This is a genomic window from Bradyrhizobium nanningense (genome assembly GCF_004114535.1).
GTDB classification, from domain to species: domain Bacteria; phylum Pseudomonadota; class Alphaproteobacteria; order Rhizobiales; family Xanthobacteraceae; genus Bradyrhizobium; species Bradyrhizobium nanningense.
In genome coordinates this window covers 92,480-118,322 of the sequence record NZ_LBJC01000020.1, presented here as the reverse complement: position 1 = coordinate 118,322, position 25,843 = coordinate 92,480, and the positions used below count along the sequence as shown (strand labels likewise).

Below are 25,843 nucleotides of genomic sequence, written 5' to 3'. Positions count from 1 at the left end.
GACAGACTATTGAACCGTCTGTGGACAGGCCGAGGACGCAAGGATCAGAACTTCGAGACAATCGGGGAAAGTCAGTGGAAAATCGCGGGGACAATTGCGGGATAAGTGGGCGGATAGCGTCCCGGTAAAGGAGCGGACAACCTGTGAATATCAAAGAGGCCCGCCAAAATGACCTCGCCCGCCAAGGGGGAATTCCCCTCGCGGGCGGTGATCAGGAATAGCCTCGGAGAAAAACCAGCCCCCGTTGGGAAATGGGGGCGGAAATTACTGCAAGGAGGTGCTAATCGACGTGAACTTGTCGTTCAGGGTCGAGCCCAGGCTGTTCACCACGGTGATGATCGCCAGGGCGATACCCGCGGCAATCAGACCGTATTCGATCGCCGTCGCACCGGACTCATCCGACCAGAACTTCAGAATCATGCTTTTCAAGACTCGCCTCCGTTTCAATTCCAAGCTGTGTTGGCTTAATTCGACATCCGAAAATGTACGGGGCACAACCTTCGGCCAGGTTAATCCGGGAACCGCAACTTGCGGGGAAAATTGCCGACAAAAGTTCCAAAAATTCAACTCAACGGAAGCCTGAATGCAGCCTGCTCCAACCCATCGCGCCAGCTTTTCGATCGGCAGCGAGGCCGACGCCAGGCGCGTCGTCGACGTGCTCACCGAGGTGTTTTTCGAGGGCGATGCCGCGGTCGCCGCCTTCGAGCGGCCGGACGGACAATGGGACGTCACGCTGCATTTCGCCGCGGCGCCCGATCAGGCATGGCTGCGCGAACTCATTGCAATTTCAGCCGGAAATGAGATCGCCGCGACGCTCGCCTTCGACACGATCGAGGCCAAGGACTGGGTCAAGGCCAGCCTGGAAGATCTCGTCCCGGTCCCGGCCGGGCGCTTCGTCGTGCACGGCAGCCATGATCGCGACCGCGTGGCGCCGAACAAGCTCGCGATCGAGATCGAAGCGGCGCTCGCCTTCGGCACCGGACATCACGGCACCACGCGTGGCTGTTTACTTCTGCTTGACCATGTCCTGAAGAGCGCGCGGCCGGGCCGCGTGCTCGACCTCGGCACCGGAACCGGCGTGCTCGCGATCGCCGCGGCGAAGGCGCTGCATCGCCACGTGCTCGCCTCCGACATCGATCCGCCCTCGGTGCGGGTGGCGGCCGAGAACGCCTCGCTGAACGAAGCTGGCAATTATGTGCGGGCGATCCGCGCGACCGGCTTCGCCGCGCCGGATTTTGGACAGGCCGGTCCGTTCGACCTGGTGCTGGCCAACATCCTTGCCAACCCGCTCAGGCAATTGGCGGGCCCGATGGCACGGCATCTCGCGCCCGGCGGACGCGTCATCCTCTCCGGCCTGCTGACGCACCAGGCGCCCGCCGTGATCGCCGCCTATCGCGCGCGCGGCCTCGTGCCGCTGAAGCATCTGCGGATCGAAGGGTGGAGCAGCCTGTTGTTGCGGAAGGTGGGGTGAGTGCGTCCGCGGCGTCGGTGCGCTCCCTCGCCCCGCCTGCGGGGAGAGGGGGAGTCTCCACGGGGACGGTGAGAACTGGACTCGCGGAGAGTCCCCCTCACCTGGATTGCTCAGGCGCGCAATTGCGCGCCAAAGCAATCCGACCTCTCCCCGCAAGCGGGGCGAGGTGAACAAACACCGCCGCTACTCCGCCGGCTTCTCGTTCCGCCGCATCGCCCGCTCGTCCTGCACGGCGCGCCTGGCGCGGCGGTCCGCGAGTCGGTCGATCATCTGGCTGATGACGCTGCGCGGCTTCTTCGGTGCCGCCGCAGTCGGCGCTCGGCGCGCCGGCGGCGAAATCTTCTCAAACGTGAACGCTGGCATCGTGTGTCCCCTCGTCGTTGAGATGAACCACCTGCTCGAATTTCGCTGTCATCCGGACGAAGCGCGGCTGCCGCATCCTTTACTCCACTCAATTCGAATGGAACCATTCAAGCACAGTCCATGCCAGATGCGACGCAAATGCGTCCAGATTGCGGACTCGCCCCCATGATCCTAAAGTGATCCACCATGTTCGAAGCACACTTCCAGACATTCGAGGAGCCGGAGGCCGGCGTCGCATTGACCGCACGGCTGGCCGCACTTCGCGAAGAACTCGCCCGTCGCAAGCTCGCCGGCTTCGTCGTTCCGCGCGCCGATCAGCAGCAGAACGAATATGTGCCGCCGTCGGAAGAAAGGCTGGCCTGGCTGACCGGTTTCACGGGCTCGGCGGGACTCGCGGTGGTTCTGATGCAGGAGGCCGCATTGTTCGTCGACGGCCGCTACACGCTTCAGGCCGCCAAGCAGGTCGATGCAAAGGCCTGGACCGTGGAATCGCTGATCGACCCGCCGCCGGAGAGCTGGGTGTCGGCGCATTTGAAAGCCGGTGACCGCCTCGGATTCGACCCGTGGCTGCACACTTTTGCGGCAGCCGAGCGCCTGTCCGCCGCCTGCGCCAAGGCCGGCGCCGAGCTGGTCGCGCTCGACAGCAATCCGATCGATGCGATCTGGCAGGACCGCCCGCAGCCGCCGCTCGCCCCCGTCGCCGTGCACGGACTCCAGCATGCCGGCGTCACGGAAGCCGAGAAGCTGACGCAGATCAGAAGCGAGCTCGGCAAGCTCGGCGTCGATGCGCTGGTGCTGTCCGACAGCCACGCGGTCGCCTGGACCTTCAACATCCGCGGCGCCGACGTCGCCCATACGCCGCTGCCGCTGTCCTATGCGCTGGTGCCGAAAGACGGACGGCCGACCATCTTCATCGATAACCGCAAGCTCTCCAACCTCACGCGCGACCATCTCGAGCAGTCCGCCGACGTGCGCGAGCCCGACGCGATGGCGCCGACGCTGATGGCGCTCGCCAAGGGCGGCGGGTCGATCGCACTGGATAGTGCCACCGCGGCCGACGCGCTCAGCCGGCTGATCGCAGGCGCCGGCGGCAAGCCGGTGCGCGGCAGCGACCCGATTGCACTGCTCAAAGCGGTCAAGAACGCGACCGAGATCAAGGGGACGCAGACGGCGCATCGGCGCGACGCCCTAGCGCTGGCGCGCTTCCTCGCCTTCATCGATCGCGAGGCTACAAGCGGCAAGCTCACCGAGATCGACGCGGTCGAGGCGCTGGAGACGTTTCGCCGCGACACCGGCGCGCTGAAGGACGTGTCGTTTCCGACCATCTCCGGCACCGGCCCGAACGGCGCCATCGTGCACTACCGCGTCACGCGCAAGAGCAACCGGCGCATCGCGCCCGGCGACCTCCTACTGATCGATTCCGGCGCGCAGTACGAAGACGGCACCACCGACGTCACGCGTACCATGGCCGTGGGCGAGCCGACCGAGGAGATGCGCGACCGCTTCACGCGCGTGTTGCGCGGCCACATCGCGATCGCGCGCGCGGTCTTCCCCGACGGCACCACGGGCGCGCAGCTCGACACGCTGGCACGGCAATATCTCTGGGCCGCCGGCGTCGACTTCGAGCACGGCACCGGCCACGGCGTCGGCAGCTATCTCTCGGTGCACGAAGGGCCGGCGCGAATTTCGAAGCTCGGCACCACGCCGCTGAAGCGCGGCATGATCCTCTCCAACGAGCCCGGTTACTACAAGACCGACGGTTTCGGCATCCGCATCGAGAACCTCGAACTGGTCGTCGCCGCCGACATCAAGGGCGCCGAGAAGCCGATGAATGCGTTCGAGACGCTGACGCTCGCACCGATCGACCGCCGGCTGGTCGATGTCGCGATGCTGAGCCGCGACGAGCTCGACTGGCTCAATGCCTATCATGCGCGCGTTCGAGCCGAGGTCGGGCCGGCGCTCGACGAGGCGACCCGGGCCTGGCTCGATCAGGCCACGGCGGAGCTGACGTAGCGCATACAGCTACGCGATTAACGCAAGGCTCTTCCCTCGAACTCACTGTCATGCCCCGCGAAGGCGGGGCGTCCAGTACGGCGCGGCTTCTCGATTCAATCAGGGCGGCCTCTGGAATACTGGATTCCCCGCCTTCACGGGGAATGACACCGAGGATGAGGGGGCGAGCGCACAACATCCCGGCCCTCCGCGCCTCGTAGCATAGCAGCTCCGCACGCCGCCAAAACAACCATCCCGGAATCCGTATAGCCGCATTCCGAAACGCCGATATCGGTCTTGCGCGAGCAAGCTACAGTCGGATTCGAATTGCAACGAGATGGGCCCGCATGCACGGCATGATCAGCAAGCCGCCGAAAGCGGCAACCAACCTTGCGACCTCGCGCGGGGTGCTGCTGTTGCTGGTCGTGATGACCGGGATTGCGCCGATCTCGCTCTACATCCTGGTTCCGGCGCTGCCGGTGCTGGCGACGACTTTCGGCAGCGACATCTCGATCGCGCAGATGACGGTGTCGCTTTACATGGTCGGAATCGCATTGTCGCAGCTGATCATGGGACCGCTGTCCGACCGGTTCGGGCGTCGCCCGGTGCTGCTCGGAGGGCTGGCGCTGATGGTCGCGGCCAGCATCGCTTGCATCTTTGCCGAAACCCTGCCGCAGCTGATCGCGGCCCGCTTCTTTCAAGCCCTGGGCGGCGCCGCCGGCATGGTGGTGAGCCGTGCCATCATCCGCGACATCTATGAGCGCGACCGCGTCGCCTCGATGATCAGCCTCGTGGTCGCGGCGCTGATGATCGGCCAGATGGTTTCACCGCTCACCGGCGGCTTGATCGAAACCGCGTTCGGCTGGCGCGCGATCTTCTACGCCATCGCCGTCGCCGCGATCTTTGTCGCCGTCGGCATCGCGGTGGCGCTGCCCGAAACGCGCCGCAGCCGCGCCGCCGGCAGCGGTTTTCGCCGCGACGTCGGCATCCTGATCACGAACCGCGCCTTCGTCGGCTATGTGATGTGCCAGGTGCTGGCCTCGCAGATCATCTTCACCTTCGCGGGCGGCGGCCCTTACATCGTGGTGACGCAGATGGGCCGGAGCAGCGCCGAGTACGGCGCCTGGTTCGCCACAACGGGCTTCGCCTATCTGGTCGGCAACCTGCTCTGCGTGCGCTTTGCGCCGCGGCATTCCCTGGAGAAGCTGATCTCGTTCGGGCTCGCGCTGCAGCTCGCCGGCAGCCTGTTGAACCTGCTGTGGAGCTTCACCGGCTGGAACGAGGCGCCCGCCTGGCTGTTCGGGACGCAGATGATCGTGATGGTGGGCAATGCCTTCGTGATGGCGAATTCCGCGGCCGGTGCCATCAGCATCCGCCCCGAAGCCGCCGGCGCCGCATCGGGCGCCATGGGCTTTCTGCAACAGGGGATCGGCGCGCTGATGTCGCAATTCGGGGCCTATCTCGGCGGCCACTCGGCCACGACGCTGCCGCTGACCTCGGCCGTCGTCGCCATCTCGCTGCTCTGTGCCTGCATGATGATCTTCGTCGTCCCCCGCCGCGAAGTCGTCGTGAGCGAGGCGCTGATCGGGCAGGCCGAGGAGGAAGAGAGCGGGATGATGTAGGGAGGCGACGCTCCCTCCCCGTCATTGCGAGCGCAGCGAAGCAATCCAGGCTGCCACCGAGGCGGCACTCTGGATTGCCTCGTCGCAAGGGCTCCTCGCAATGACGGGGAGAGAGTTCACTCCCCGATCAGCTTCAGCCACTCGTCCTCGGTCAGCACTTTGACGCCGTGCTTGTTGGCCTCCGCGAGCTTCGAGCCCGCGCCGGGGCCGGCGACGACGAGATCGGTCTTCTTCGACACCGAGCCGGACACCTTCGCCCCCAAACGCTCTGCCGTGGCCTTGGCCTCGTCGCGCGTCATCTTCTCCAGCGATCCCGTGAACACCACGGTCTTGCCGGCGACGGGCGAATTGCTCTTCGGCTTCTCGGCGTCGACAATTTCGACCTCCTTGGTCAGCCGCTCGACGATGCCGCGATTGTGGCTCTCGCCGAAATAATCGGCGATGCTCTTGATCACGGTGTCACCGATCTGGTCGAGCGCGTCCATGTCGGCCATCGCCTCCTCGTCGCCCTTGGCGACCTTGAGGCAGGCGTCGTGGAAGGCATCCCAGGAGCCGTAGCCGCGCGCCAGCGCCAGCGCCGTGGTCTCGCCGACATGGCGCATGCCGAGCGCATAGACGAAGCGCTCCAGCGCGATTTTACGCCGGCTCTCGATGGCACCGAACAGGTTGCGCACCGAGGTCGCGCCATAGCCCTCAATCTCCTCGAGCTTGAGCTTGGCATTGCGCTTCTCCAGCGTGAAGATGTCGGCGGGCTCCCTGACCCATCCTTCGTCGAAGAAATACTGGAGCTGCTTCTCGCCGAGCCCGTCGATGTCGAAAGCACGGCGCGAGACGAACAGCTTGAGATGCTCGATCTTCTGATAGGGGCAGGCGAACTCGCCAGTGCAGCGGGCACGCGAGCCCTCCTCGCCCGCTGCCGTCTCCTCGCGCACGACGTCGGTGTGCAGCGGACACGGGCACTTCTTCGGGAAGTGGAATTCCTTGGCGCCTCTGGGCCGTTTGTCGAGCACGACGTCGACCACCTGCGGGATCACGTCACCGGCGCGCTGGATCACGACGGTGTCGCCGACCCTGATGTCGCGCCCCTCGCGCAGCACCTCGCCCTTGTTGCCGATGCCTTTGATGTAGTCCTCGTTGTGCAGCGTGACGTTCTGCACGATCACACCGCCGACGCCGACCGGCTCGAGCTTGCCGACCGGCGTGAACGAGCCGGTGCGGCCGACCTGGATCTCGATGTCGCGCAGCACCGTCATGGCGCGCTCGGCCGGGAATTTGTGGGCGATGCCCCAGCGTGGCGTGCGCGAGACGAAGCCGAGACGCTCCTGCCAGCCGATGCGGTCGACCTTGTAGACGACGCCGTCGATGTCATAGTCGAGCCTTGCACGCTGCTCCTCGATCGCATGATGGAAGGCGAGCAGTTCCTCGACCGAGTGACAGAGCTTGGTCAGCGGGTTGGTCTTGAAGCCGCAGCGCTCAAACCAGCCGATCATGCCGCTCTGCGTATCCTCCGGCATCGCGCTCATCTCGCCCCAGGCATAGGCGAAGAAGCCCAGGGGCCGCGAGGCCGTGATGGTCGGATCCTTCTGCCGGAGCGAGCCCGCGGCCGAGTTGCGCGGATTAGCGAAGATGGTGCCGCCTTCGGCCTTCTGCCGCTCGTTGAGCGCGAGGAACGCCTTCTTGGTCATGTAGACCTCGCCCCGCACCTCGCAGATGTCGGGGACGTTGCGGCCCTTCAGCTTCTGCGGCACGTCTTCGAGCGTGCGGATGTTGGCGGTGACGTCCTCGCCCACCGCGCCATCGCCGCGCGTCGCCGCAGTGACGAGCTCGCCGCCTTCATAGCGCAACGACATCGAGAGGCCGTCGATCTTCGGCTCGGCGGAGAAATCGACCTTGTCATCGTCGAGCTTCAGGAAGCGCACGATGCGGCCGACGAAGTCGCGCACGTCCTCTTCGGCAAAGGCGTTGTCGAGCGAGAGCATGGGAACGGAATGCCGCACCTTCTTGAAGCGGCCTGACGGCGCTGCGCCGACTTTCTGCGAGGGCGAATCCGCCGTGACAAATTCCGGAAAGCGTTTCTCGATGGCGTTGAAGCGCTGGCGCAGCGCGTCGTACTCGGCGTCCGTGACGGTGGGTGCGTCCTCCTGATAATAGCGCTCGTTGTGCCCCTCGATCTCGAGCGCGAGCCGCATATGCTCGACCTTGGCCTGGGCCTTGGTGAGATCGGCGACGTCGCGAAGCGGTGTTGCTTTGGATTTTGCTGCTCTGGCCATGGTGCTTGGATACGACAGAGCGGGCGGCGGGGTAAAGGCGTGTGGAAATCTCGTGCCCCGGACGCAGCGCAACGCTCCCGGCGATGCGAAGCATCGGCCGGTCGGTGCGCTACAGAGCCGGGGGCCTATGTGGCTGGGCATTCTGGGTCCCGGCTCGCGCTGCGCGCGTCCGGGACACGAAGTCTAACTCGCCGCCTTGAGCAGCCGTTCCGCAGCCGCCCTCGCCTCGGCCGTGATCTCGGCGCCGGCCAGCATGCGGGCGATCTCCTCGCGGCGGTGGTCGGCGGCCAGCGCATTGACGCGGGTGGCGACGCGCTTGCCCTTGTCGAGGGCGTCCTTGGAGATCAGCAAATGCAGGTCGGCGCGGGCGGCGACCTGCGGGGCGTGGGTCACGGCCATCACCTGGACCTTGCCGGCGAGCCGCGCCAGGCGCCCGCCGATGGCGTCGGCGACCGCTCCGCCCACGCCGGTGTCGATCTCGTCGAACACCAGGGTCGGCGCCGAGCCGCGGTCGGACAGCACGACCTTGAGCGCGAGCAGGAAGCGCGACAGCTCGCCGCCGGAGGCGACCTTCATCAGCGGACCTGGCTTGGTGCCCGGATTGGTCTGGACCCAGAACTCGACGCGGTCGAAGCCCTGCGGCCCCGGTGCGGCCTCGTCGGTCTCGACCTGGGTCATGAACTTGGCGCGTTCGAGCTTGAGCGGCGCGAGCTCGGCGTTGACGGCCTTGTTGAGTCTCTCCGCCGACTTCTGCCGCGCCAGCGACAGCTTCTTGGCGGCGGCGGCATAGTGCGCGTCGGCTTCGATGGCAGCCTGCTCCAGCTTCTTCAGGCGCGAGGCACCGGCGTCAATCAGCACGACGTCGGCGGCATATTTGGCGGCCAGCGCGGCGAGCCCGTCGACCGGCGTCGAATATTTGCGCGAGGCGGCGCGCAATGCGAACAGCCGTTCCTCGATGCGTTCGAGCTCGGCCGGATCGAAATCGGTGGCGGCCAGCGCGGCCTGGAGATGCTGGTCGGCCTCCTCCAGCGCGTTGATCGCGGCGTCGATCGCCTTCACGGCAGGCTCGACCAGTGCCGGCGAATTGACGCCGCGGCGCTCCAGCCGGCGCACCGCCGCCGAGAGGGCCCCGACCGGCGAATGATTGCCGCCGACCGCCTCCTGCGCCTCGCGCAGATCGGAGGCGATCTTCTCGCCCTGCATCATGGTGGTGCGGCGATGGGCGAGTGAGGTCTCCTCGCCCTCCTTGGGCGCGAGCTGCTTCAGCTCGCCGGAGGCGTGGCGCAGATAGTCGGCCTCGCGCGCGGCGCGCTCCATGCTGGCGCGATGCTCCTCCAGCGCGGCGCTCGCGGTCCGGCGTGCGTCCCAGAGCGTTTCGACCGCGGCGACGTCCTTCTCCAGGCCGGCGAAGGCGTCGAGCAGGCGGCGATGGGTGGCGGCATCGACCAGCGCGCGCTCGTCATGCTGGCCGTGGATTTCGACCAGGGCGGCGCCGACCGCCTTCAGCGTCTGCACGCTGATCGACTGGTCGTTGATGAAGGCGCGGGTGCGACCGTCGGCCAGCTGCACGCGGCGCAAGATCATCTCGCAAGATTCTTCAACGCTCGTGTCATCGAGGCCGTTCTCGGCGAGGATCTTCGCCGCAGGGTGATTCTTGGGGACATCGAACACGGCGGTGACCTGGCCCTGCTCCGCGCCGTGACGCACGAGGCCGGCATCGCCGCGGCCGCCGAGCGCCAGCGCAAAGGCATCGAGCAGGATGGATTTGCCCGCACCGGTCTCGCCGGTCAAAACCGCAAGGCCCGTCGCGAATTCGATATCGAGCCGTTCGATCAGGACGATGTCGCGGATCGATAGACGCGCCAGCATGGAACCAAATTTCCTAGCCGAGGCCCATCTTCTTGAAGGTCTTGCTGATCCAGGACCCCTGATTCTCGCTCGGCTCGAGACCGCCGGATTTTACTAGATTATAGGCGTCCTTGTACCAGCGGCTGTCAGGAAAATTGTGGCCAAGCACGGCCGCCGCGGTCTGCGCCTCGCCGACGATGCCGATCGCCATATAGGCTTCGGTCAGCCGGTACAACGCCTCCTCGACATGGCGGGTGGTCTGGTACTGCGTGACGACGGTCTTGTAGCGGTTGATCGCCGCCGTGTAGTCGCGCTTCTGCGCGTAGTAGCGGCCGGTATTCATTTCCTTGCCGGCGAGCTGGTCGCGCGCGCCCTCGATCTTGGCCTTGGCCGAGGTCGCATATTCCGAGTTCGGATATTTGCGCACCACCTCTTCCAGCGCGGCGATCGCCTTCTCGGTGCGGGCCTGGTCGCGGCTGACGTCCGGGATCTGGTCGTAATGGGAGGCCGCGATCAGATATTGCGCATAGGCCGCATCCGGGCTGCCGGGATGCAGCGTGACGTAGCGGGTGGCCGCGCCAATGCAGCCGTCATAGTCGCCGCCCTGGTAGGACGCGTAAGCGGACATCAGCAGCGATTTACGGGCCCAGTCGGAATAAGGATGCTGGCGGTCGACCTCTTCGAACTTCTTGTTCGCCGCCTTCATGTCCTTCTTCTCGTTCATGAGGTACAGGCCCTCATTGTAGATCTTGTCGGCGGGCTCTTCGACGAAGGTGTCGTCCTTGGCGGTGAACTTGTCCCAGAGCGAGCCGGTGCCGCAGCCGGCCAGCGGCATCGCGAGCAGGATGAAGGTGACGGCCTGAAGCAGCCCACGGGCTCGCAAAGAGACCGAGAAATATCCGCGCGTCATACGCTGTGCCGACATGAGTTTAAGCCCTGACGCCCTGTGAGCGGTGCCCGCCAGCCCATGAACCTCGTCATGGGCGCGAAATGGTGCCGTGGTGGTGCCTGCCATGCGACCACGCCGATGGATCCGAAAAGCGATCTTTAACCAACCGGATAGGCAGGCATTTCGCCCGGATTAAGGCGAACTTGCCGCAATCCTAGCCGATCATGGTTACCAGGAGTTTCCCGGGGGTCCGCCGCTGCCAGAGGCCAGCGGCGACAACTCTGTTCAGGACACGTCCGGCCCGTAGGCCGCAGCGACCCGGCCGCCGACGATACCGCGACCGACTTCGCCCACGGGACGCGTGGTCCGGCGGACTGCCTCGCCCTCGACCACCCGCCAGGCGGTCCGGTCGGCCAGCATCGCGGTCAGGACAGCGTGGTTGAGCTTGTGGCCGCCACGCACCGAGCGGTAGGCGCCAAGCAGCGGCAGGCCGGCCAGCGAGAGGTCGCCGATCACGTCCAGCACCTTGTGGCGGGCGCATTCATCGGCGTAACGCAGACCCTCGGTGTTCAGCAGCCGCTCGTCGTCGAATACGACGGTGTTGTCGAAGGAGGCGCCGAGAGCATAACCCGCGCTCCAGAGCCGCGCGACGTCGGACATCAGACCGAAGGTGCGGGCCCGTCCAACTTCGCGGCGGAAACGTTCCGGGCTGAGGTCGAAAGCGTAAGCCTGCTGGCCGATGACGGGATTGGTGAAGTCGATCTCGACCTCGACGCAGAACCCGTTGGCGTAGGGCCTGATCTCGCCGAAGGAGTCGCCGATCTTGACCGAGACCGGCTTCAAAACCTGAATGAAGCGGCGCTGTGCCGGTTGGGTCACAATGCCGGCCTGGTCGATCGCCGCGATGAAGGCCGCGGCGCTGCCGTCCATAATCGGCACTTCCGGACCGTCGATCTCGATGATGGCGTTATCGACACCCATGCCCCGCAGTGCAGCAAGCACGTGCTCGGCGGTGGATACCAGCGGACCGCTGCGATCGCCGAGGACGGTGGCGAGGTCGGTCGCGATCACCTGCTCGGCGGTCGCCTGAACTTCACGATCACTTCCCTCAAGGCCCGTCCGGATAAAAACAAAGCCGGCATCGACGGGCGCAGGCCCAAGTGTGAGAGTGACGGGAAGACCGGAATGAACGCCCACGCCTGCCACGGAGGCTTGCGCACGAAGCGTTGTTTGCCGGCTAAATTTCATCAGGAACCGCCCCACTACGACCCACTGCGACTTATACGAGACCCGCTTGGCCGGCCAGTGCCGACACCCCTGCGAATCCGTATCCCCAAGTCACGGCAAACCATAGTCACTGCCCCAAACAGCGCCAACTCACGCTTTTTTACCGATTGTTACCCCAAACCCGCCGTATTCGCGCCAAGGCTTAACCAAATTGCACGGAGGTTTTGGGCTGCTGCCGGCAATTCTACCGAACACCCGAACACGTAATTAATGATTTAAAATCAGTTGCTTGACTGCGCAATCCGGGTATGCACGGGACAAAAGGAAAGGTCCCGGCAAGCTTGTTGCCGGGACCTTTTTTCGTCTGCCTTATTGTAACAATCCTCAGGTCGCCTGCCGCCGCAGGAAGGCCGGGATATCAAGATGGTCGTCGCCCTGTGGCGCCGGCGCAACAGGCGCAGGACGGCCATGCATGTCCAAGCCCTGCGGGGCGGGACGGCGGGCGTACTCAGACACCGGATCGCTCGATGCGACCTGCTGCGCCACGGTTTTCTGCGACCGGCGCTCGGGCAGCGGCGGCATCGCGGGACCGGCGGTGCGGGCGGCGACCGGCGGCTCGCTTTCCTCGTCACGACGGCCGAGGCCGACATTGGCGAGGCGCTGGAGCAGCGACAAGCGGCTCTTCTGCGGCGCCTCCTCCTCGACCTCGCCACGAGCCTGGCGAAGCTCGGCTTGGGCCGGCATCGGCAGCTCGTCGATACGGGGCATCCGCGGTGCGCGGACCGGCGCACGCTCGGCCTGCGGCGGGATGAAGGTGTCCGGCGTCATCGGCTCCTGCATCGCGACCGGGGCCATGTCGGGCTCCGGGAACAGCGTCGGCTTCTGCGCGATCGGGCGCACGGTGACGTCGCCGTAGGTCTGCATCGGCGCCGGCGCCTGCGGAACGTCCGCAACGGCAGCCGCGATGGCGGCAAGCGCGGCGCGCTCGACGTTCGGACGGGGCGCCATCGGCGCGGCAGCGACCGGTGCCTGGCTTGCGGCCGGGATCTGCGTTTCCAGCTTCTGGGCGCGCTCTGCCATCCGCCGATTGTCTTCACGGAGCCGCGCGGTCAGATCGGCGAGACGGCTCTCGGCGGCTGCGGCCGGAGCTGCGGGCGCCTGTTGTGCCTGCGGCGCCGCGTTCGCGACGGGGGCGGAGGTCGCCTGGCTGTTGCGTGCGATCGCGGCCTGCTCGATGCCGGTGGCGACGACGGAGACGCGGATCAGGCCGTCGAGCGCTTCGTCGAAGGTCGCGCCGACGATGATGTTGGCGTCCTGGTCGACTTCCTCGCGGATGCGGGTCGCGGCTTCGTCGACCTCGAACAAAGTGAGGTCCTTGCCGCCGGTGATGGAGATGAGGAGGCCCTTGGCACCCTTCATCGAAGAATCGTCGATCAGCGGGTTGGCGATCGCGGCTTCCGCGGCAGTCAGCGCGCGCTTGTCGCCGGAGGCTTCGCCGGTGCCCATCATCGCCTTGCCCATCTCGCGCATGACGGCGCGGACGTCGGCGAAGTCGAGGTTGATCAGGCCTTCCTTGACCATCAGGTCGGTGATGCAGGCGACGCCCGAATAGAGCACCTGGTCGGCCATCGCGAAGGCGTCGGCGAAGGTGGTCTTCTCGTTGGCGACCCGGAACAGGTTCTGGTTCGGGATGATCAGGAGCGTATCCACGACCTTGTGCAGCTCGTTGATACCGGCCTCGGCCGTGCGCATGCGGCGGCCGCCCTCGAAGTGGAACGGCTTGGTGACGACGCCGACGGTGAGGATGCCCATGTCGCGCGCGGTCTTGGCGATCACGGGAGCAGCACCGGTGCCGGTGCCGCCGCCCATGCCGGCGGTGACGAACACCATGTTGGCGCCCGAGAGATGGTCGCGCAGCTCGTCGATCACCTCTTCCGCCGCCGCGGCGCCGACGTTCGGCTGCGAACCGGCGCCGAGGCCCTGAGTGACCGCAGTGCCCATCTGCACGATGCGCTGCGCCTTCGACATCGTCAGCGCCTGCGCGTCGGTGTTGGCGACCACGAAGTCGACGCCCTGAAGGCCGGCAGTGATCATGTTGTTGACGGCGTTGCCGCCGGCGCCGCCGACGCCGAACACGGTGATCCGGGGCTTCAGTTCGTGAATATCAGGAACATTGATGCTGATGGTCATGGTTGCCTCTCGATCACGCGCGTGTGGGTTCGCCCCGGCCGGCGGCCGCGGGAGTTGGTGAAAGTCGGGAATTGCGGAAATGAATCATCAGAAGCCCTCGCGTAGCCATCGTCCGACCTTTCCGAAATAACCGCCGGTCCCTGTCTTGACCTGCTGCCGCGTATGCCGCGGTTCGACATGTTCGAGGTGAACATATTGCGGGTAGACGAGGAGTCCGGCCGGCACCGCAAACGCGGCGTTCTTCGCCTCGTTGGGCAGCCGGCCGAAGCCGAGCGGACGTCCGACCCGCACGGGCCGGGCGAGAATCTGGGTTCCGAGTTCGACGAGGCCGGTGAGCTGCGAGGCCCCGCCCGAGAGCACGACGCGGCCGTTGGGCTCTGAGGCGAAGGGCGAATCCTTCAGCTTGTCCCGAACCATTTCGAAGACTTCCTCGGCACGGTGCTTGACGATGTTGGCGATGGTGGCGCGGGAGACGATCTGCGGCAGATCCTGCTCGTCACCGGCCGTCGGCACAGACATCAGCTCACGCGAGTCCGATCCGCCGGTGATGACGGTCCCGTATAACGTCTTGATTCGCTCGGCATCGGCAATGGTCGCGGAGAGTCCGCGCGCGAGATCCATCGTGATGTGTTGCCCGCCGACCGCAAAACCCGCCGCATGCACGAAACGGCCGCCTGAATAAACGGCAATCGTGGTGGTGCCGGCGCCCATCTCGACGACGGCTGCGCCCAGATCGGCCTCGTCGTCGGTCAGCACCGACAATCCGGCGACATAAGGGCTCGCCGCCATGGCTTCGACATTGATGTGGCAGCGCTCCACCGCCAGCATCAGGTTCCGCGCCACGGTGGCGTCGCAGGTGACGACGTTCATGTCGACGCCGAATTGATGGGCAACCATGCCGCGGGGATCGCGGATGCCCTTGACCCCGTCGAGCGTGTAGCCGACCGGCAGCGCGTGCAGCACGGTGCGGCCTTCGCCGGTGGCGTGACGCATGCCGGTGGAGGTGACGCGGCTGACATCGGCCTGCGTCACGGCGCCACCACGGATGTCGGCGGCGGCCTCGACCAGCTGGCCGGAGAGCCGGCCGCCGGACACCGACAGCAGCACGGACTCGACCCGCACCTTGGCCATCTTCTCCGCGAGCGCGACGGCCTGACGCACCGCCTGCTCGCATTCACCGAGATCGATCACCGCGCCGGCCTTCATGCCGCGCGACTGGATCTGGCTGTAGCCGATCAATTCCACCGCATGGGTGCGGCCGCGCAGCGCCTCGCTCGGCGGCGACGGCTTCAGCCGTGCGATCATGCAGGCGATCTTGCTGGTGCCGATGTCGAGGCAGGCGACGAGGCCACCGCGCTTGTGCGGCATCGGACGTGTCTTCGGCGTCTGGGTGCGATCAAGACCGGTCATGCGGAATCCCCGGCCTTCTTTTTCTTCTTGTCCTTGAACAGATCCTCGCGCGCCTTGGCGGCGTCCTCGGACAGCTGCACCACCAGCCGATCGGGCAGGCGCATGTCGACGGCGACGATGTCGCGGGAGAACAGCCTGTCCTCCTTGTCGAGCTTGGACAGCATCGCAAGCGCGTTACCGACGTCCTGCTCGGGCAGGCGGATGTCGAGGCCGTCCTTGAGCTTCAGATTCCAGCGCCGCTCGCCGACGAAGATCGCAGCTTTCGTCACCGCATTGACCTGCGGATAGCGCGCCAGCAGCGCGAGGAAGTCGCGGGCCTGCGTCTCGGCGCCCTTGCCGACCACCAGCGGCAACGACAGGAAGCGCCGCGAGACGTAGGGCTCGAGCACGGCGCCGTCATCGGCGATGACCGAAAGCCGGCCGGCCTCCTGCCACAGCGCGAACGCCTTGCGCTCGGTGAGCTCGATCATGAGCTGGCCCGGATAGAGCTTCAGCACGGTCGCATCCGCGATCCAGGGATTGGCCTTGAGCTTGTCGCGCACCGCATCGGCGTCGAGGAACAGCAGCGAAGAGCGGCCGCTGACGCCGCCGATCGCCAGGATCTCGTCCTGGGTCAGCTGCTTGCGGCCGTTGATCACGACGGCGGTGATGCGGAAGCCGGCGGAATTGGCCAGCGCGTTGCGGGCATCGCTGCCCGCGGTGACGAAGTCCTGGAGATGGCCGCCCTTGACGATGCCGAAGCCGCAGCTGCCGATCAGCAGCAGCACGGTCATGCTGATCCCGACCCGGCGCGGCAAATAGCGCTCGACCAGTGCGACCACGCGCGGCGGCGGCTCGCGCTCGACGACGGCCTTGGCCCTGGCCCTCGTCTTGCTCTTGTCCTTGGCCGCGGCGCGCGCCTCGGCGTGCTTGTCCTGCACCCACTCGCGCAGAAGCACGACCGCTCCGATCGCGGCCGCCTTCAGGTCAGCTTGGGGCCTCAGCGATCTGAAAAGCGACCGGGTGAGGCTTCCTGCTCCATCCATTGCACGAGCTCGTCAACAGTTTGCCCGCGACATCGCGCGGATCCTGGCGAACATGACGTCTTGGACATGCCGGGCCGGGTGCTGGTCTTCAGCAGAAGAAAACCTCTCCCCTTCAAAGCGTTCGCTGGAGGTGACATCACCCGCGACAGCTCACGCGCCGGCAGCCAAAGCGCCATATGCGCCGCCAGCGTTAACCTTCGGACGTCCTGGTAAACAAAAGGTAAAGTTCGTTAACGTCCGGCGCATTTTGCCCCGCTATGTGAGGCATTTATGCCGCGATGTCCGGCATTTTACCGGTTTTGGAGCCCAAACCGGCCCGTTTCGGCCATCCGGCCGTTAACCAGTCCTAATTATTTCCGCACGCCCCGCCTGGCGAGCTCCACCAGGCCGCGCAGGAAGTCGACGAATGCGATGCCCTCGGCTTTCAGCGCCTTGGGGTAGAGCGAGGACTTGGTCAGCCCGGGCAGCGTGTTGGTCTCGAGATAGACGAGGCCCTTGTCCGAGACGATGAAGTCCGACCGGGAATATCCGGTGCACGACATAGCGCGATGCGCCAGCATCGCCTGCGCCTTCAGCGCGGCGGTGATCTCGGGTGCGAAGCGCCCGGGGCAGATCTCCTGGGTCGACTTCAAAAGATATTTTGCGGCGTAGTCGAAACTGCCCTCGCCCGGAATGATCTCGATCGGCGGCAGCGCAATGATCGAACCATCGGTGCGCTCCAGCACGCCGCAGGTCGCCTCGATGCCGGCGATATAGGGCTCGATGACATACTCTTCGTGCTTCGCCGCATTGCGGACGGCGACGAGATCCTGCTTGGCGTTGACGAAGATCAGACCGTAGCTCGATCCGTCGCGCGCTGGCTTTGCGATCAGCCTTCCGTATTCGGCAAAAGCTTCGTCGATGTCATCGAGCGCAATGTTTGCCGGCGGCGTCACACCGCCGAGAGCGGCAAAGCGCTTGGCCGCGAACTTGTCGAAGGCGAGATGCGAGGAAGCCGAGCCCGAGCCGGTGAAGGGCACGCCGCGCGCCTCGCACATCACCTGCAATTCGCCGTTCTCGGCACGCCCGCCGTGGAGGCCGAGCACCAGCACCCGGCTCTCAACCTTGGCCTGGTCGAGCGCTTGCTCCAGCGGAATGCCACGCGTGCCCGGCTTGAACTCGTCCTCGAAGGGGCGGGCGTGCTCGAGCAATTGTTTGGACTGGACCACATGCACCTTGTCCTCGATGTCCCACCACCAGAGATCAGCCTCGGGCAGCGCCTGATGCAGCGCCTGAGCCGAGGCGACCGAGACAAGACGCTCCCGGTTGGAGCCGCCGAAGAGGATGGTGATGCGCATGTTTCCTCGCATTTCGTCATTCCGGGATGGTGCGCAAGCACCAGACCCGGAATCTCGAGATTCCGGGTTCGCGCTTCGCGCGCCCCGGAATGACTGTTAAATCGGAATCCCGATCCGCTTGATTTCCCAGTGTAGCTCAATTCCGGAATTTGCCTTCACCCGTTCGCGCACGGTCTCGCCCAGCGCCTCGATGTCGTGCGCGGTTGCATCGCCCGTGTTGATCAGGAAATTGCAGTGCATCTCCGAGACCTGTGCACCACCGACGCGCAGGCCTCGGCAGCCGGCGGCATCGACCAGCTTCCAGGCAGAATGGCCGGGCGGATTCTTGAAGGTCGAGCCGCCGGTCTTCTCGCGGATCGGCTGCGCGGTCTCGCGATGGCTTTGCACCTCGGCCATGCGCGCGCGGATCGCCTCCGCGTCCCTGATCTCACCGCGGAAGCGCGCGGAGGTGAAGATGATGGAAGGATCAGCGCCGCTATTGCGGTAGACGAACTTCATGTCGGCATTGGAGAACACGTGCTTGGTGCCGTCACGCCCGACGCCCCGCGCCTCGATCAGCACGTCCTTGGTCTCGCCGCCATTGGCGCCCGCATTCATCCGCAGCGCACCGCCGATCGTGCCGGGAATGCCGAAATAGAATTCGAGCCCGCCGATATTGGCGGCGGCCGCCACTTCCGCCACGCGCTTGTCGAGCGCCGCAGCGCCGGCGGTGACGACATCGCCGCTCGCGCTAGCCTCGCCGAAGGCGCGCGGCGCCAGGCGGATCACCACGCCCGCGATGCCGCCATCGCGCACGATGAGGTTGGAGCCGACGCCGACGACATAGACGGGAACGTCGGATGCAAGATGCGCGAGGAAGTAAGCGAGGTCGTCCTCATCCGCCGGCGTGAACAGCACCTGCGCCGGACCGCCGACGCGAAACCACGTGAGCTCGGCGAGCGACTGGTTGGCCAGCAACCGACCGCGCAGCTCCGGCATCGCGACTTTGAGAGTGGGCGTGATGTCGGGGAAACTCACCACCCTACCCCAGCGCCTTCAATTCGCTGGGCAAGGCATACGCCCATTGCGTGATGTTGCCCGCGCCAAGGCACACGACGAGATCGCCCGGCTTCGCCACGCCCTTGACGATGCCCGCGAGCTCCGTAGCCGCCGGCAGCGGCACCACCTCGCGATGCCCGTGGGCACGGAGGCCTGCCACGAAATGATCGCGGTCGATGCCGTCGATCGGCGCTTCGCCGGCGGCATAGACGTCGGCGACAACAACCGCGTCCGCATCGTTGAAGCAGGTGCAGAATTCCTCGAACAGCGATTGCAGGCGCGTGTAGCGATGCGGCTGCACCACGGCGACGATCTTGCCGTTGGTGGATTCCCGCGCCGCCTTCAGCACCGCCGCGATTTCGACCGGATGATGGCCGTAATCGTCGATCACGGTGACGCCGTTCCACTCGCCGGTCTTGGTGAAGCGGCGCTTGACGCCGCCAAAGCCGGCGATCGCGGTGCGGATCGCTTCGTCCGAGACGCCGAGCTCGCGCGCGACCGCAATCGCGGCCGTCGCGTTCGAGGCGTTGTGGCGCCCCGGCATCGGCAGCATGAGATCGGCGATCTCGTGCACGCTGCCTGTCTTGCGATCGCGGAACGCGACCTTGAACTTGGAGCCGCCGCCCATCGGGGTCAGATCGACGAACCGCACATCGGCCTGCGGATTCTCGCCATAGGTGATGATGCGGCGATCCTCGATCTTGCCGACGAGGCTCTGCACCACGGGATGATCGATGCACATCACGGCAAAACCGTAGAACGGCAGGTTCTCGACGAAATGGCGGAAGGCGTCCTGCACGGCGTCGAAGGTCTTGAAGTGATCGAGATGCTCGGGGTCGACATTGGTGACGATCGCGACATCGGTCGGCAGCTTCAGGAACGTGCCGTCGCTCTCGTCGGCCTCCACCACCATCCAGTCGCCGGCCCCGAGCCGCGCGTTGGAGCCGTAGGCATTGATGATGCCGCCGTTGATGACGGTGGGATCGAGGCCGCCGGCGTCGAGCAGCGTTGCAACCATCGTGGTCGTGGTGGTCTTGCCATGGGTGCCGGCGATGGCGACGCAGCTCTTCAACCGCATCAGCTCGGCCAGCATCTCGGCGCGACGCACTACGGGAATGCGCCGTTCGCGCGCCGCCATCAGTTCCGGATTGTCGCGCTTGATTGCGGTGGAGACGACGACGACCTCGGCACCGTCGACGTTCTCCGCCTTGTGGCCAACCGAGACCTTCGCGCCCTTCTTGCGCAGACGGTCGAGATTGTAATTGTCGGAGGCGTCCGAGCCCTGCACCGCATAGCCGAGATTGACCAGCACCTCGGCGATGCCGCTCATGCCGATCCCGCCGATCCCGACGAAGTGGATGGGTCCGATCTCGCGCGGCAGTCTCATGCTTTATCCTATGGTTCCGTCATCATGCCCGGGCTTGTCCCGGGCATCCACGAATCCCTACCACTTCTTGCAAGACGTGGATGGCCGGGACAAGCCCGGCCATGACGGCAAAAGTAGGAAATTTGGTCGGTTTGGCGTCAGATTCCCGCGACTTTGATCACCAGATCGGCCATCCGCTCGGCCGCATCGAGACGGCCCGCGCCGCGGGCCGCTTCGGCCATGGCGGCGAGGCGCGCGGGCTCGGCGGCGAAGCCGGAGATTTCGGACGCCAATCGGTCGGAGCTGAACTCGGCCTGCGGGATGCGGACCGCGCCATCGACCTTGACCAGCACGCCGGCATTGGCGAACTGGTCCTGGTCGATCGAGCCGGGCAACGGCACCAGGATCGAGGGCCGGCCGATCGCCGCGAGCTCGGCCACCGTGCCGGCGCCGGAGCGCGATACCACAAGGTGATTTGAAGCGAGCCGCGCCGGCAGATCGGTGAAGAACGGCGCGAGCTCGGCCTTGATCTTGAGCTTGTCGTAGACTGCACGCACGCGGCTCATGTCCTCGTCGCGCACCTGCTGGGTGAGGACGAGCCGGCTCCATAACGCAGGCTCGAGCCGCTCGATCGCGCCGGGCACGATGTCGGCCATGATGCGCGCGCCCTGGCTGCCACCGACGACGAGCAGGCGCAGCGGGCCGTTCACCTCGGGCGCGGCATATTTCACCGCGGCGGCCGCGAGGATCGCCGGCCGCATCGGCGTGCCGACGGTCGTGGTCTTGCCCGACAGCGCGGGATCGCGATCGAGCACGCCGGGCAAGGACGTCGCGATGGCGCGGACGTGGGCGGACAGGAACCGGTTGGCGCGGCCGAGCACCGCATTGGCGTCGTGGATGATTCCGGGCACGCCGGCGAATTTTGCCGCGACCAGCGGCGGCAGCGTCGGATAACCGCCGAAACCGACGACGGCGACGGGCTTCAGGCGCTTGATCAGCGCGTAGGCGGAGAGCGTGCCGGCGGCGAGCGTGAGCCCGGCATAGGCGAGCTGAAGCGGATTGCGGCCGCGCGCGGTCTCGCTTCTGACGACGTCGATCATGTCCTTGCTGAACAGCCCGCTATAACGCAGCGCGCGTTCGTCCGTGACGAGGCGGACGCGATAGCCGCGCCGGATCAATTCGACACCGAGCGCCTCGGCCGGAAACAGATGGCCGCCGGTGCCGCCAGCGGCGAGAAGAATCAGGGGGGAAGAGTCCATGGTGGGGGAGTTTTACAGGGAGTTTTTCGTCATTGCGAGTGCGACAACCAAGGTGTTCGTGCCCCGGGCGCAGCGCAGCGCGCTGCCCTTCGCAGCGTGGTGCGCTGCTGAACCGGGGCCCATTGGTTGCGGCATTCTGGGTCCCGGATCTGCGCTTCGCTTGTCCGGGACACGTGCGGCTACGCGTAACTCCGCATCGCCTCGGCGTGGCCGCTGGCTTCGACCTCGGTGCGCGGGCGCAGCCGCGTCAGCGCCAGCATCATGCCGACGCCATAGGCGAGCGACACGATGGAGGAGCCGCCATAGGAGATGAACGGCAGCGTCATGCCCTTGGCAGGGATGAGCTGGAGGTTGACCGACATGTTGATCGCGGCCTGCACGCCGAACAGGATCGCAAGGCCGGACGCGGCGAAGCGCGAGAACATGTCCTCATTGGCATAGGCGCGCGACAGCGTGCGGATCACGACGAAGGCGAATAGCGCCAGCATGGCGAGGCACAGGATGATGCCGAACTCTTCGGCGGCGACCGCGAACACGAAGTCGGTGTGACTGTCCGGCAGGCTGCGCTTGGCGATGCCCTCGCCCGGTCCGAGCCCAAACCAGCCGCCATTGTAGAAGGCCTCCATGGCGGTATCGACCTGGAAGGTGTCGCCGGAGGCCGGGTTCATGAAGCGCTTGATGCGTCCCGCCACGTGCGGAACGAACAGATAGGCGCTGAACAGGCCGGCCGCGGCAGCGCCCGCAAGGCCAAACACCCAGATCATGCGCATGCCCGCGATGAAGAACAGCGAGCCCCACACCATCAGGATCAGCATGGTCTGGCCGAAGTCCGGTTCCATTACCAGCAGTGAGACCAGCATCAACAGCAGCACCAGCGCCATCGAGGTCGCAGGCATCTCCGGCCGCTTGGTCGATTCCGCGAACAGCCAGGCGGCGATGACGACGAAGGACGGCTTGGCGATCTCGGAGGCCTGGATGTTGACGCCGACGAGCGTGATCCAACGCCGCGAGCCCTTCACCTCGGGGCCGATCGCAAGGGTCAGCACGATCAGGATGATGCTGGCCGCGAAGATGATCAGCGCCGAGCGGCGGATCGACCGCGGCGACAAGAAGGACACCCCGAGCAGCACCAGGCAGGACGGGAGAAGGAACATCACGTGACGGCTGAAGAAATGGAACGGGTCGAGCCCGATGCGGGTCGCAACCGGTGGGCTCGCCGCCAGCGACAGGATCACGCCGGTCAGCATCAAGGCCAGGATTGCGCCCATCAGCGGCTTGTCGACGGTCCACCACCACTCGGAAAAGGGGGTGCGTTCTTCACGGGAGAGCATGGGCGGCCGCTTTCGGACAGAGGTCCGTCCATTGGTCGCCGAGGTTGGTTACTGCAGGGTTAATGAATCGTGGATGTTTGGAATGATCTCCGCGGCCACCACAAAACACGCTGTCATGCCCCGGCTTGACCGGGGCATCCAGTACGCCGAGGCCCCTCGGCTCAAGCATGGTCTCTGGAATACTGGGTCGCCCGGTCGAGCCGAACGACGACAGCGGAGATTGTGGGGGAGCGAAGTGCGCTTTGCACCGTCGGCGCGCGGCCATACGCTCACTCGTAGTTGATTGTGACATCCCCCGCGCGCTGATCGCGCTTGTAGATCTTATCTGGCCCGGGAATGAAACCGATCCTGATTGCCCGCTCACTGCTCCAGGCAACCACGGGATCAAGATGCCCGCGCACACTGATGAAGGTCGGCGTGCTCTCGGGCGAGAATGTCCGTCCGCGCGCCACGATGCTGGCTTGCGTGCTGTCGGGCACCGTCGCTCCGCACGACTTCCAGACCACGACAACCAGCTGACCGCCGCTTGGGGAGGCAAATGCACGCTGGCGAACGACGCGGCACGCGCCGAATTCGTGCATGACGCTATCAATGAGGACAACACAGAGGAAACCGACCGGAACTGCAAGAGTAGCGACAAGTCCGATCCAGCGTCGCCGCGACATCCTCACACCACCGGATTCACGCCCGGCAGCGCCTGCACCAGTTCGCGGAACTTGGTGCCGCGGATCTCGAAGTTGCGGTACTGGTCGAAGGAGGCGCAGGCCGGCGACAGCAGCACGACGGCATCAGTGAGGCCCGCGGCATCCGCATCGCGTGCCGCATGCTCGACGGCAACGTCCAGCGTCTGGCTGATCTCGTGCGCGACCGAGCCGAGCGTGCCGGAAAATTCCTGCGCGGCCTCGCCGATCAGATAAGCTTTGCGGATACGCGGGAAGAAGGAGGTCAAGCTGGTGATGCCGCCTGCCTTGGGCTTGCCGCCGGCGATCCAGAAGATGTCGGCGAACGACGACAGCGCATGCGCGGTGGCGTCGGCGTTGGTGCCCTTGGAATCGTTGACGAACAGCACGTTGCCGCGGCGGCCGACCTGCTCCATGCGATGGGCGAGGCCCGGAAAGCTGCGCAGGCCGTTCTGCAGCACCTCAAGGCTGATGCCCATCGCGAGCGCGGCGGCGGCGGCACAGGCCGCGTTCTGCGCGTTGTGCTGGCCGCGCAGCGAGCCGATACCGCCGAGCGCGGCGACCTCGCTGCGGGCGCCGCCCGCAGTGCGCACGATGGTGCCGTGCTCGACATGGATGCCTGAGGCCAGCGGGTTCCTGACCGAGATGCGCACAACGTTCTTGCCGGCGCGATCGAGCCGGTCGGCGATGTCGCGGCAAAAGCCGTCGTCGACGCCGACGATCGCGGTGCCGCCGTCTTGCACGCCCGCAACGAGGCGCTCCTTCACCGCAGCGTAGTGCGCGAGGGTGCCGTGACGATCGATATGGTCCTCGCTGACATTGAGCAGGATGCCGACGGAGGGATCGAGCGAGGGCGTGAGATCGATCTGATAAGACGACATCTCGATGACGTGGACGCGGCCCATGCGCGGCGGCTCCAGCGACAGGATCGCGGTGCCGATATTGCCGCCCATCTGGGTGTCGTAGCCGGCGACCTTGGTCAGATGCGCGATCAGCGCCGTCGTCGTCGACTTGCCGTTGGTGCCGGTGATGGCGACGAACGGCGCGTTCGGAGCGTGACGCCGCCGCTCGCGGCAGAACAGCTCGATGTCGCCGATCACCTCGACGCCTGCCTCGCGCGCCTTCAGCACGCTCCAGTGCGGGACCGGATGGGTGAGCGGGACGCCGGGCGCGAGCACGAGGCTTGCGAAGTTTGCCCAGGAGACGTTGCGTAGATCGGCGGTGACGAAGCCGGCCTGCGCGGCCTTGGCGACGTTCTCGGCATTGTCGTCGGCCGCGATCACCTCGGCGCCGCCGGCCTCCAGCGCGTGGCAGGAGGCGAGCCCCGAGCCGCCGAGGCCGAACACCGCGACGGTCTTGCCGGCAAAGGAGGTGACGGGGATCATCGAGCGATCACCGCAGCTTCAGCGTGGAGAGGCCGGCGAGCGCCAGCATCACCGAGATGATCCAGAAGCGGATCACGATCTGCGGCTCGGTCCAGCCGAGCTGCTCGAAATGATGATGGATCGGCGCCATGCGGAAGATGCGTTTGCCGGTCAGCTTGAACGACACCACCTGCACGATGACGGAGACCGCCTCCAGCACGAACAGGCCGCCGATCACCGCAAGCACGATCTCGTGCTTCACCGCGACCGCGATCGCGCCCAGCATGCCGCCGAGCGCGAGCGAGCCGGTGTCGCCCATGAAGATCGAGGCCGGCGGCGCGTTGAACCAGAGGAAGCCGAGGCCGGCGCCCAAGAGCGCGCCGCAGAGCACCGCGAGCTCGCCGGTGCCGGCGACATATTTGATCTGGAGATATTCGGCGAACACCGCGTTGCCGGCGAGATAGGCGATCATCGCAAAGCTCGCGGTCGCGATCATCACGGGAACGATGGCGAGGCCATCGAGACCGTCGGTGAGGTTCACCGCGTTGCCGGAGCCGACGATGACGAAGGCGCCGAAGATGACGAAGAACCAGCCGAAATGCAGCACGGTGTCCTTGAGGAAGGGTATCGTCAGCGCGGTCGAGGCCGGATCGCGGTTCAGCCGCACCAGGGCGTAGCAGGCCACCAGCGCGATCGCCGCCTCGATCAAGAGGCGCAGCTTGCTGCCGAACCCGGTCGTGGTCTGCTTGGTCACCTTGAGGTAATCGTCATAGAAGCCGACGAAGCCGAAGCCCAGCGTCACCGCCAGCACGATCCAGACATAGGGGTTGAGCGGATTGGCCCAAAGCACGGTGCCCACGGTGAGGCCGGACAGGATCATCAGCCCGCCCATGGTGGGCGTGCCCTTCTTCGCAAGATGCGATTGCGGACCGTCGGTCCGGATCGGCTGACCCTTGCCTTGGCGGATGCGTAAGTGATCGATGATCCAGGGCCCGAACAGGAACACGAACAGCGCACCGGTGACCACCGCGCCGCCGGTGCGGAAGGTGATGTAGCGGAAGACGTTCAGGAAGGTGCGAACGGCACCGAAGCCCGGAAATGTGTTGGAGAGCTCGATCAGCCAGTAAAACATTCAGACGGTCCTATGGCGCCTTTGCACGC

At 65.9% G+C, this 25,843-nt stretch carries 20 protein-coding genes; 3 read left to right on the top strand and 17 right to left on the bottom strand.

Going from position 1 to position 25,843, the window contains the following annotated elements; genetic code table 11:
• Positions 1 to 264 precede the first annotated feature (264 nt).
• Complete coding sequence (locus XH84_RS13510; RefSeq protein ID WP_128918533.1) at positions 265 to 420, bottom strand: Flp family type IVb pilin; 156 nt, start codon at positions 418 to 420, stop codon at positions 265 to 267.
• A 163-nt stretch (positions 421 to 583) separates the two neighbouring features.
• Here XH84_RS13510 and XH84_RS13505 point away from each other — a divergent pair, with 163 nt between their 5' ends.
• Positions 584 to 1,471 carry a 50S ribosomal protein L11 methyltransferase gene (locus tag XH84_RS13505; protein WP_128918491.1) on the top strand — a complete coding sequence of 296 codons (888 nt, stop codon included), beginning with the start codon at positions 584 to 586 and terminating at the stop codon, positions 1,469 to 1,471.
• Between the two features lie 183 nt (positions 1,472 to 1,654).
• Here the strand turns inward: XH84_RS13505 and XH84_RS13495 are convergent, their stop codons facing one another.
• Positions 1,655 to 1,834 carry a hypothetical protein gene (locus XH84_RS13495; RefSeq protein ID WP_128918493.1) on the bottom strand — a complete coding sequence of 60 codons (180 nt, stop codon included), beginning with the start codon at positions 1,832 to 1,834 and terminating at the stop codon, positions 1,655 to 1,657.
• A 186-nt stretch (positions 1,835 to 2,020) separates the two neighbouring features.
• On the opposite strand from XH84_RS13495, the gene XH84_RS13490 reads away from it, so the two are divergent.
• Together XH84_RS13490 and XH84_RS13485 are read left to right on the top strand one after the other, a co-directional pair.
• Positions 2,021 to 3,847: an aminopeptidase P family protein gene (locus XH84_RS13490; protein ID WP_128918494.1), complete on the top strand. Its 1,827-nt coding sequence runs from the start codon at positions 2,021 to 2,023 to the stop codon at positions 3,845 to 3,847.
• A 326-nt stretch (positions 3,848 to 4,173) separates the two neighbouring features.
• Complete coding sequence (locus XH84_RS13485) at positions 4,174 to 5,448, top strand: multidrug effflux MFS transporter (RefSeq protein WP_128918495.1); 1,275 nt, start codon at positions 4,174 to 4,176, stop codon at positions 5,446 to 5,448.
• Between the two features lie 116 nt (positions 5,449 to 5,564).
• Here XH84_RS13485 and ligA read toward each other — a convergent pair whose 3' ends face one another.
• The 15 genes from ligA to mraY all read right to left on the bottom strand — a co-directional run bounded on the left by ligA (position 5,565) and on the right by mraY (position 25,814).
• Positions 5,565 to 7,718, bottom strand: coding sequence for an NAD-dependent DNA ligase LigA (ligA, locus tag XH84_RS13480; RefSeq protein ID WP_128918496.1), 2,154 nt, complete (start codon positions 7,716 to 7,718; stop codon positions 5,565 to 5,567).
• Positions 7,719 to 7,901: 183 nt separating this feature from the next.
• The gene (gene recN, locus XH84_RS13475) at positions 7,902 to 9,587 is read right to left on the bottom strand and encodes a DNA repair protein RecN (protein ID WP_128918497.1); all 1,686 of its coding nucleotides are present in this window, start codon (positions 9,585 to 9,587) and stop codon (positions 7,902 to 7,904) included.
• A 13-nt stretch (positions 9,588 to 9,600) separates the two neighbouring features.
• Positions 9,601 to 10,491: an outer membrane protein assembly factor BamD gene (locus XH84_RS13470; protein WP_128918498.1), complete on the bottom strand. Its 891-nt coding sequence runs from the start codon at positions 10,489 to 10,491 to the stop codon at positions 9,601 to 9,603.
• Positions 10,492 to 10,740: 249 nt separating this feature from the next.
• Entirely contained in the window at positions 10,741 to 11,703 is a 963-nt protein-coding gene (lpxC, locus tag XH84_RS13465) for a UDP-3-O-acyl-N-acetylglucosamine deacetylase (RefSeq protein ID WP_128918499.1), read from the bottom strand.
• Positions 11,704 to 12,066: 363 nt separating this feature from the next.
• A complete protein-coding gene (gene ftsZ, locus XH84_RS13460; protein ID WP_128918500.1) occupies positions 12,067 to 13,872 on the bottom strand; it encodes a cell division protein FtsZ in 1,806 nt (601 codons plus the stop codon).
• Between the two features lie 87 nt (positions 13,873 to 13,959).
• Complete coding sequence (ftsA, locus tag XH84_RS13455) at positions 13,960 to 15,282, bottom strand: cell division protein FtsA (RefSeq protein WP_128918501.1); 1,323 nt, start codon at positions 15,280 to 15,282, stop codon at positions 13,960 to 13,962.
• Positions 15,279 to 16,307, bottom strand: coding sequence for a cell division protein FtsQ/DivIB (locus tag XH84_RS13450; protein WP_128918502.1), 1,029 nt, complete (start codon positions 16,305 to 16,307; stop codon positions 15,279 to 15,281). Before XH84_RS13450 ends, ftsA begins: the two co-directional genes overlap by 4 nt.
• A gap of 350 nt (positions 16,308 to 16,657) precedes the next feature.
• Positions 16,658 to 17,644 carry a D-alanine--D-alanine ligase family protein gene (locus XH84_RS13445; protein WP_128918503.1) on the bottom strand — a complete coding sequence of 329 codons (987 nt, stop codon included), beginning with the start codon at positions 17,642 to 17,644 and terminating at the stop codon, positions 16,658 to 16,660.
• Positions 17,645 to 17,740: 96 nt separating this feature from the next.
• On the bottom strand, positions 17,741 to 18,661 hold the full coding sequence (gene murB / locus XH84_RS13440; RefSeq protein ID WP_128918504.1) for a UDP-N-acetylmuramate dehydrogenase: 921 nt from the start codon (positions 18,659 to 18,661) through the stop codon (positions 17,741 to 17,743).
• Positions 18,662 to 18,665: 4 nt separating this feature from the next.
• Positions 18,666 to 20,069 (bottom strand): UDP-N-acetylmuramate--L-alanine ligase, encoded by a 1,404-nt coding sequence (gene murC / locus XH84_RS13435; protein WP_128918505.1) that lies wholly within the window; start codon positions 20,067 to 20,069, stop codon positions 18,666 to 18,668.
• A 137-nt stretch (positions 20,070 to 20,206) separates the two neighbouring features.
• Positions 20,207 to 21,307 carry an undecaprenyldiphospho-muramoylpentapeptide beta-N-acetylglucosaminyltransferase gene (gene murG / locus XH84_RS13430; protein WP_128918506.1) on the bottom strand — a complete coding sequence of 367 codons (1,101 nt, stop codon included), beginning with the start codon at positions 21,305 to 21,307 and terminating at the stop codon, positions 20,207 to 20,209.
• A 179-nt stretch (positions 21,308 to 21,486) separates the two neighbouring features.
• Positions 21,487 to 22,638, bottom strand: coding sequence for a putative lipid II flippase FtsW (gene ftsW / locus XH84_RS13425; RefSeq protein WP_128918507.1), 1,152 nt, complete (start codon positions 22,636 to 22,638; stop codon positions 21,487 to 21,489).
• Between the two features lie 269 nt (positions 22,639 to 22,907).
• Positions 22,908 to 23,219 carry a hypothetical protein gene (locus tag XH84_RS13420; protein WP_128918508.1) on the bottom strand — a complete coding sequence of 104 codons (312 nt, stop codon included), beginning with the start codon at positions 23,217 to 23,219 and terminating at the stop codon, positions 22,908 to 22,910.
• An 86-nt stretch (positions 23,220 to 23,305) separates the two neighbouring features.
• Complete coding sequence (gene murD / locus XH84_RS13415) at positions 23,306 to 24,703, bottom strand: UDP-N-acetylmuramoyl-L-alanine--D-glutamate ligase (RefSeq protein WP_128918509.1); 1,398 nt, start codon at positions 24,701 to 24,703, stop codon at positions 23,306 to 23,308.
• Positions 24,704 to 24,710: 7 nt separating this feature from the next.
• The gene (gene mraY / locus XH84_RS13410) at positions 24,711 to 25,814 is read right to left on the bottom strand and encodes a phospho-N-acetylmuramoyl-pentapeptide-transferase (RefSeq protein ID WP_018318673.1); all 1,104 of its coding nucleotides are present in this window, start codon (positions 25,812 to 25,814) and stop codon (positions 24,711 to 24,713) included.
• Between the last annotated feature and the right edge of the window lie 29 nt (positions 25,815 to 25,843).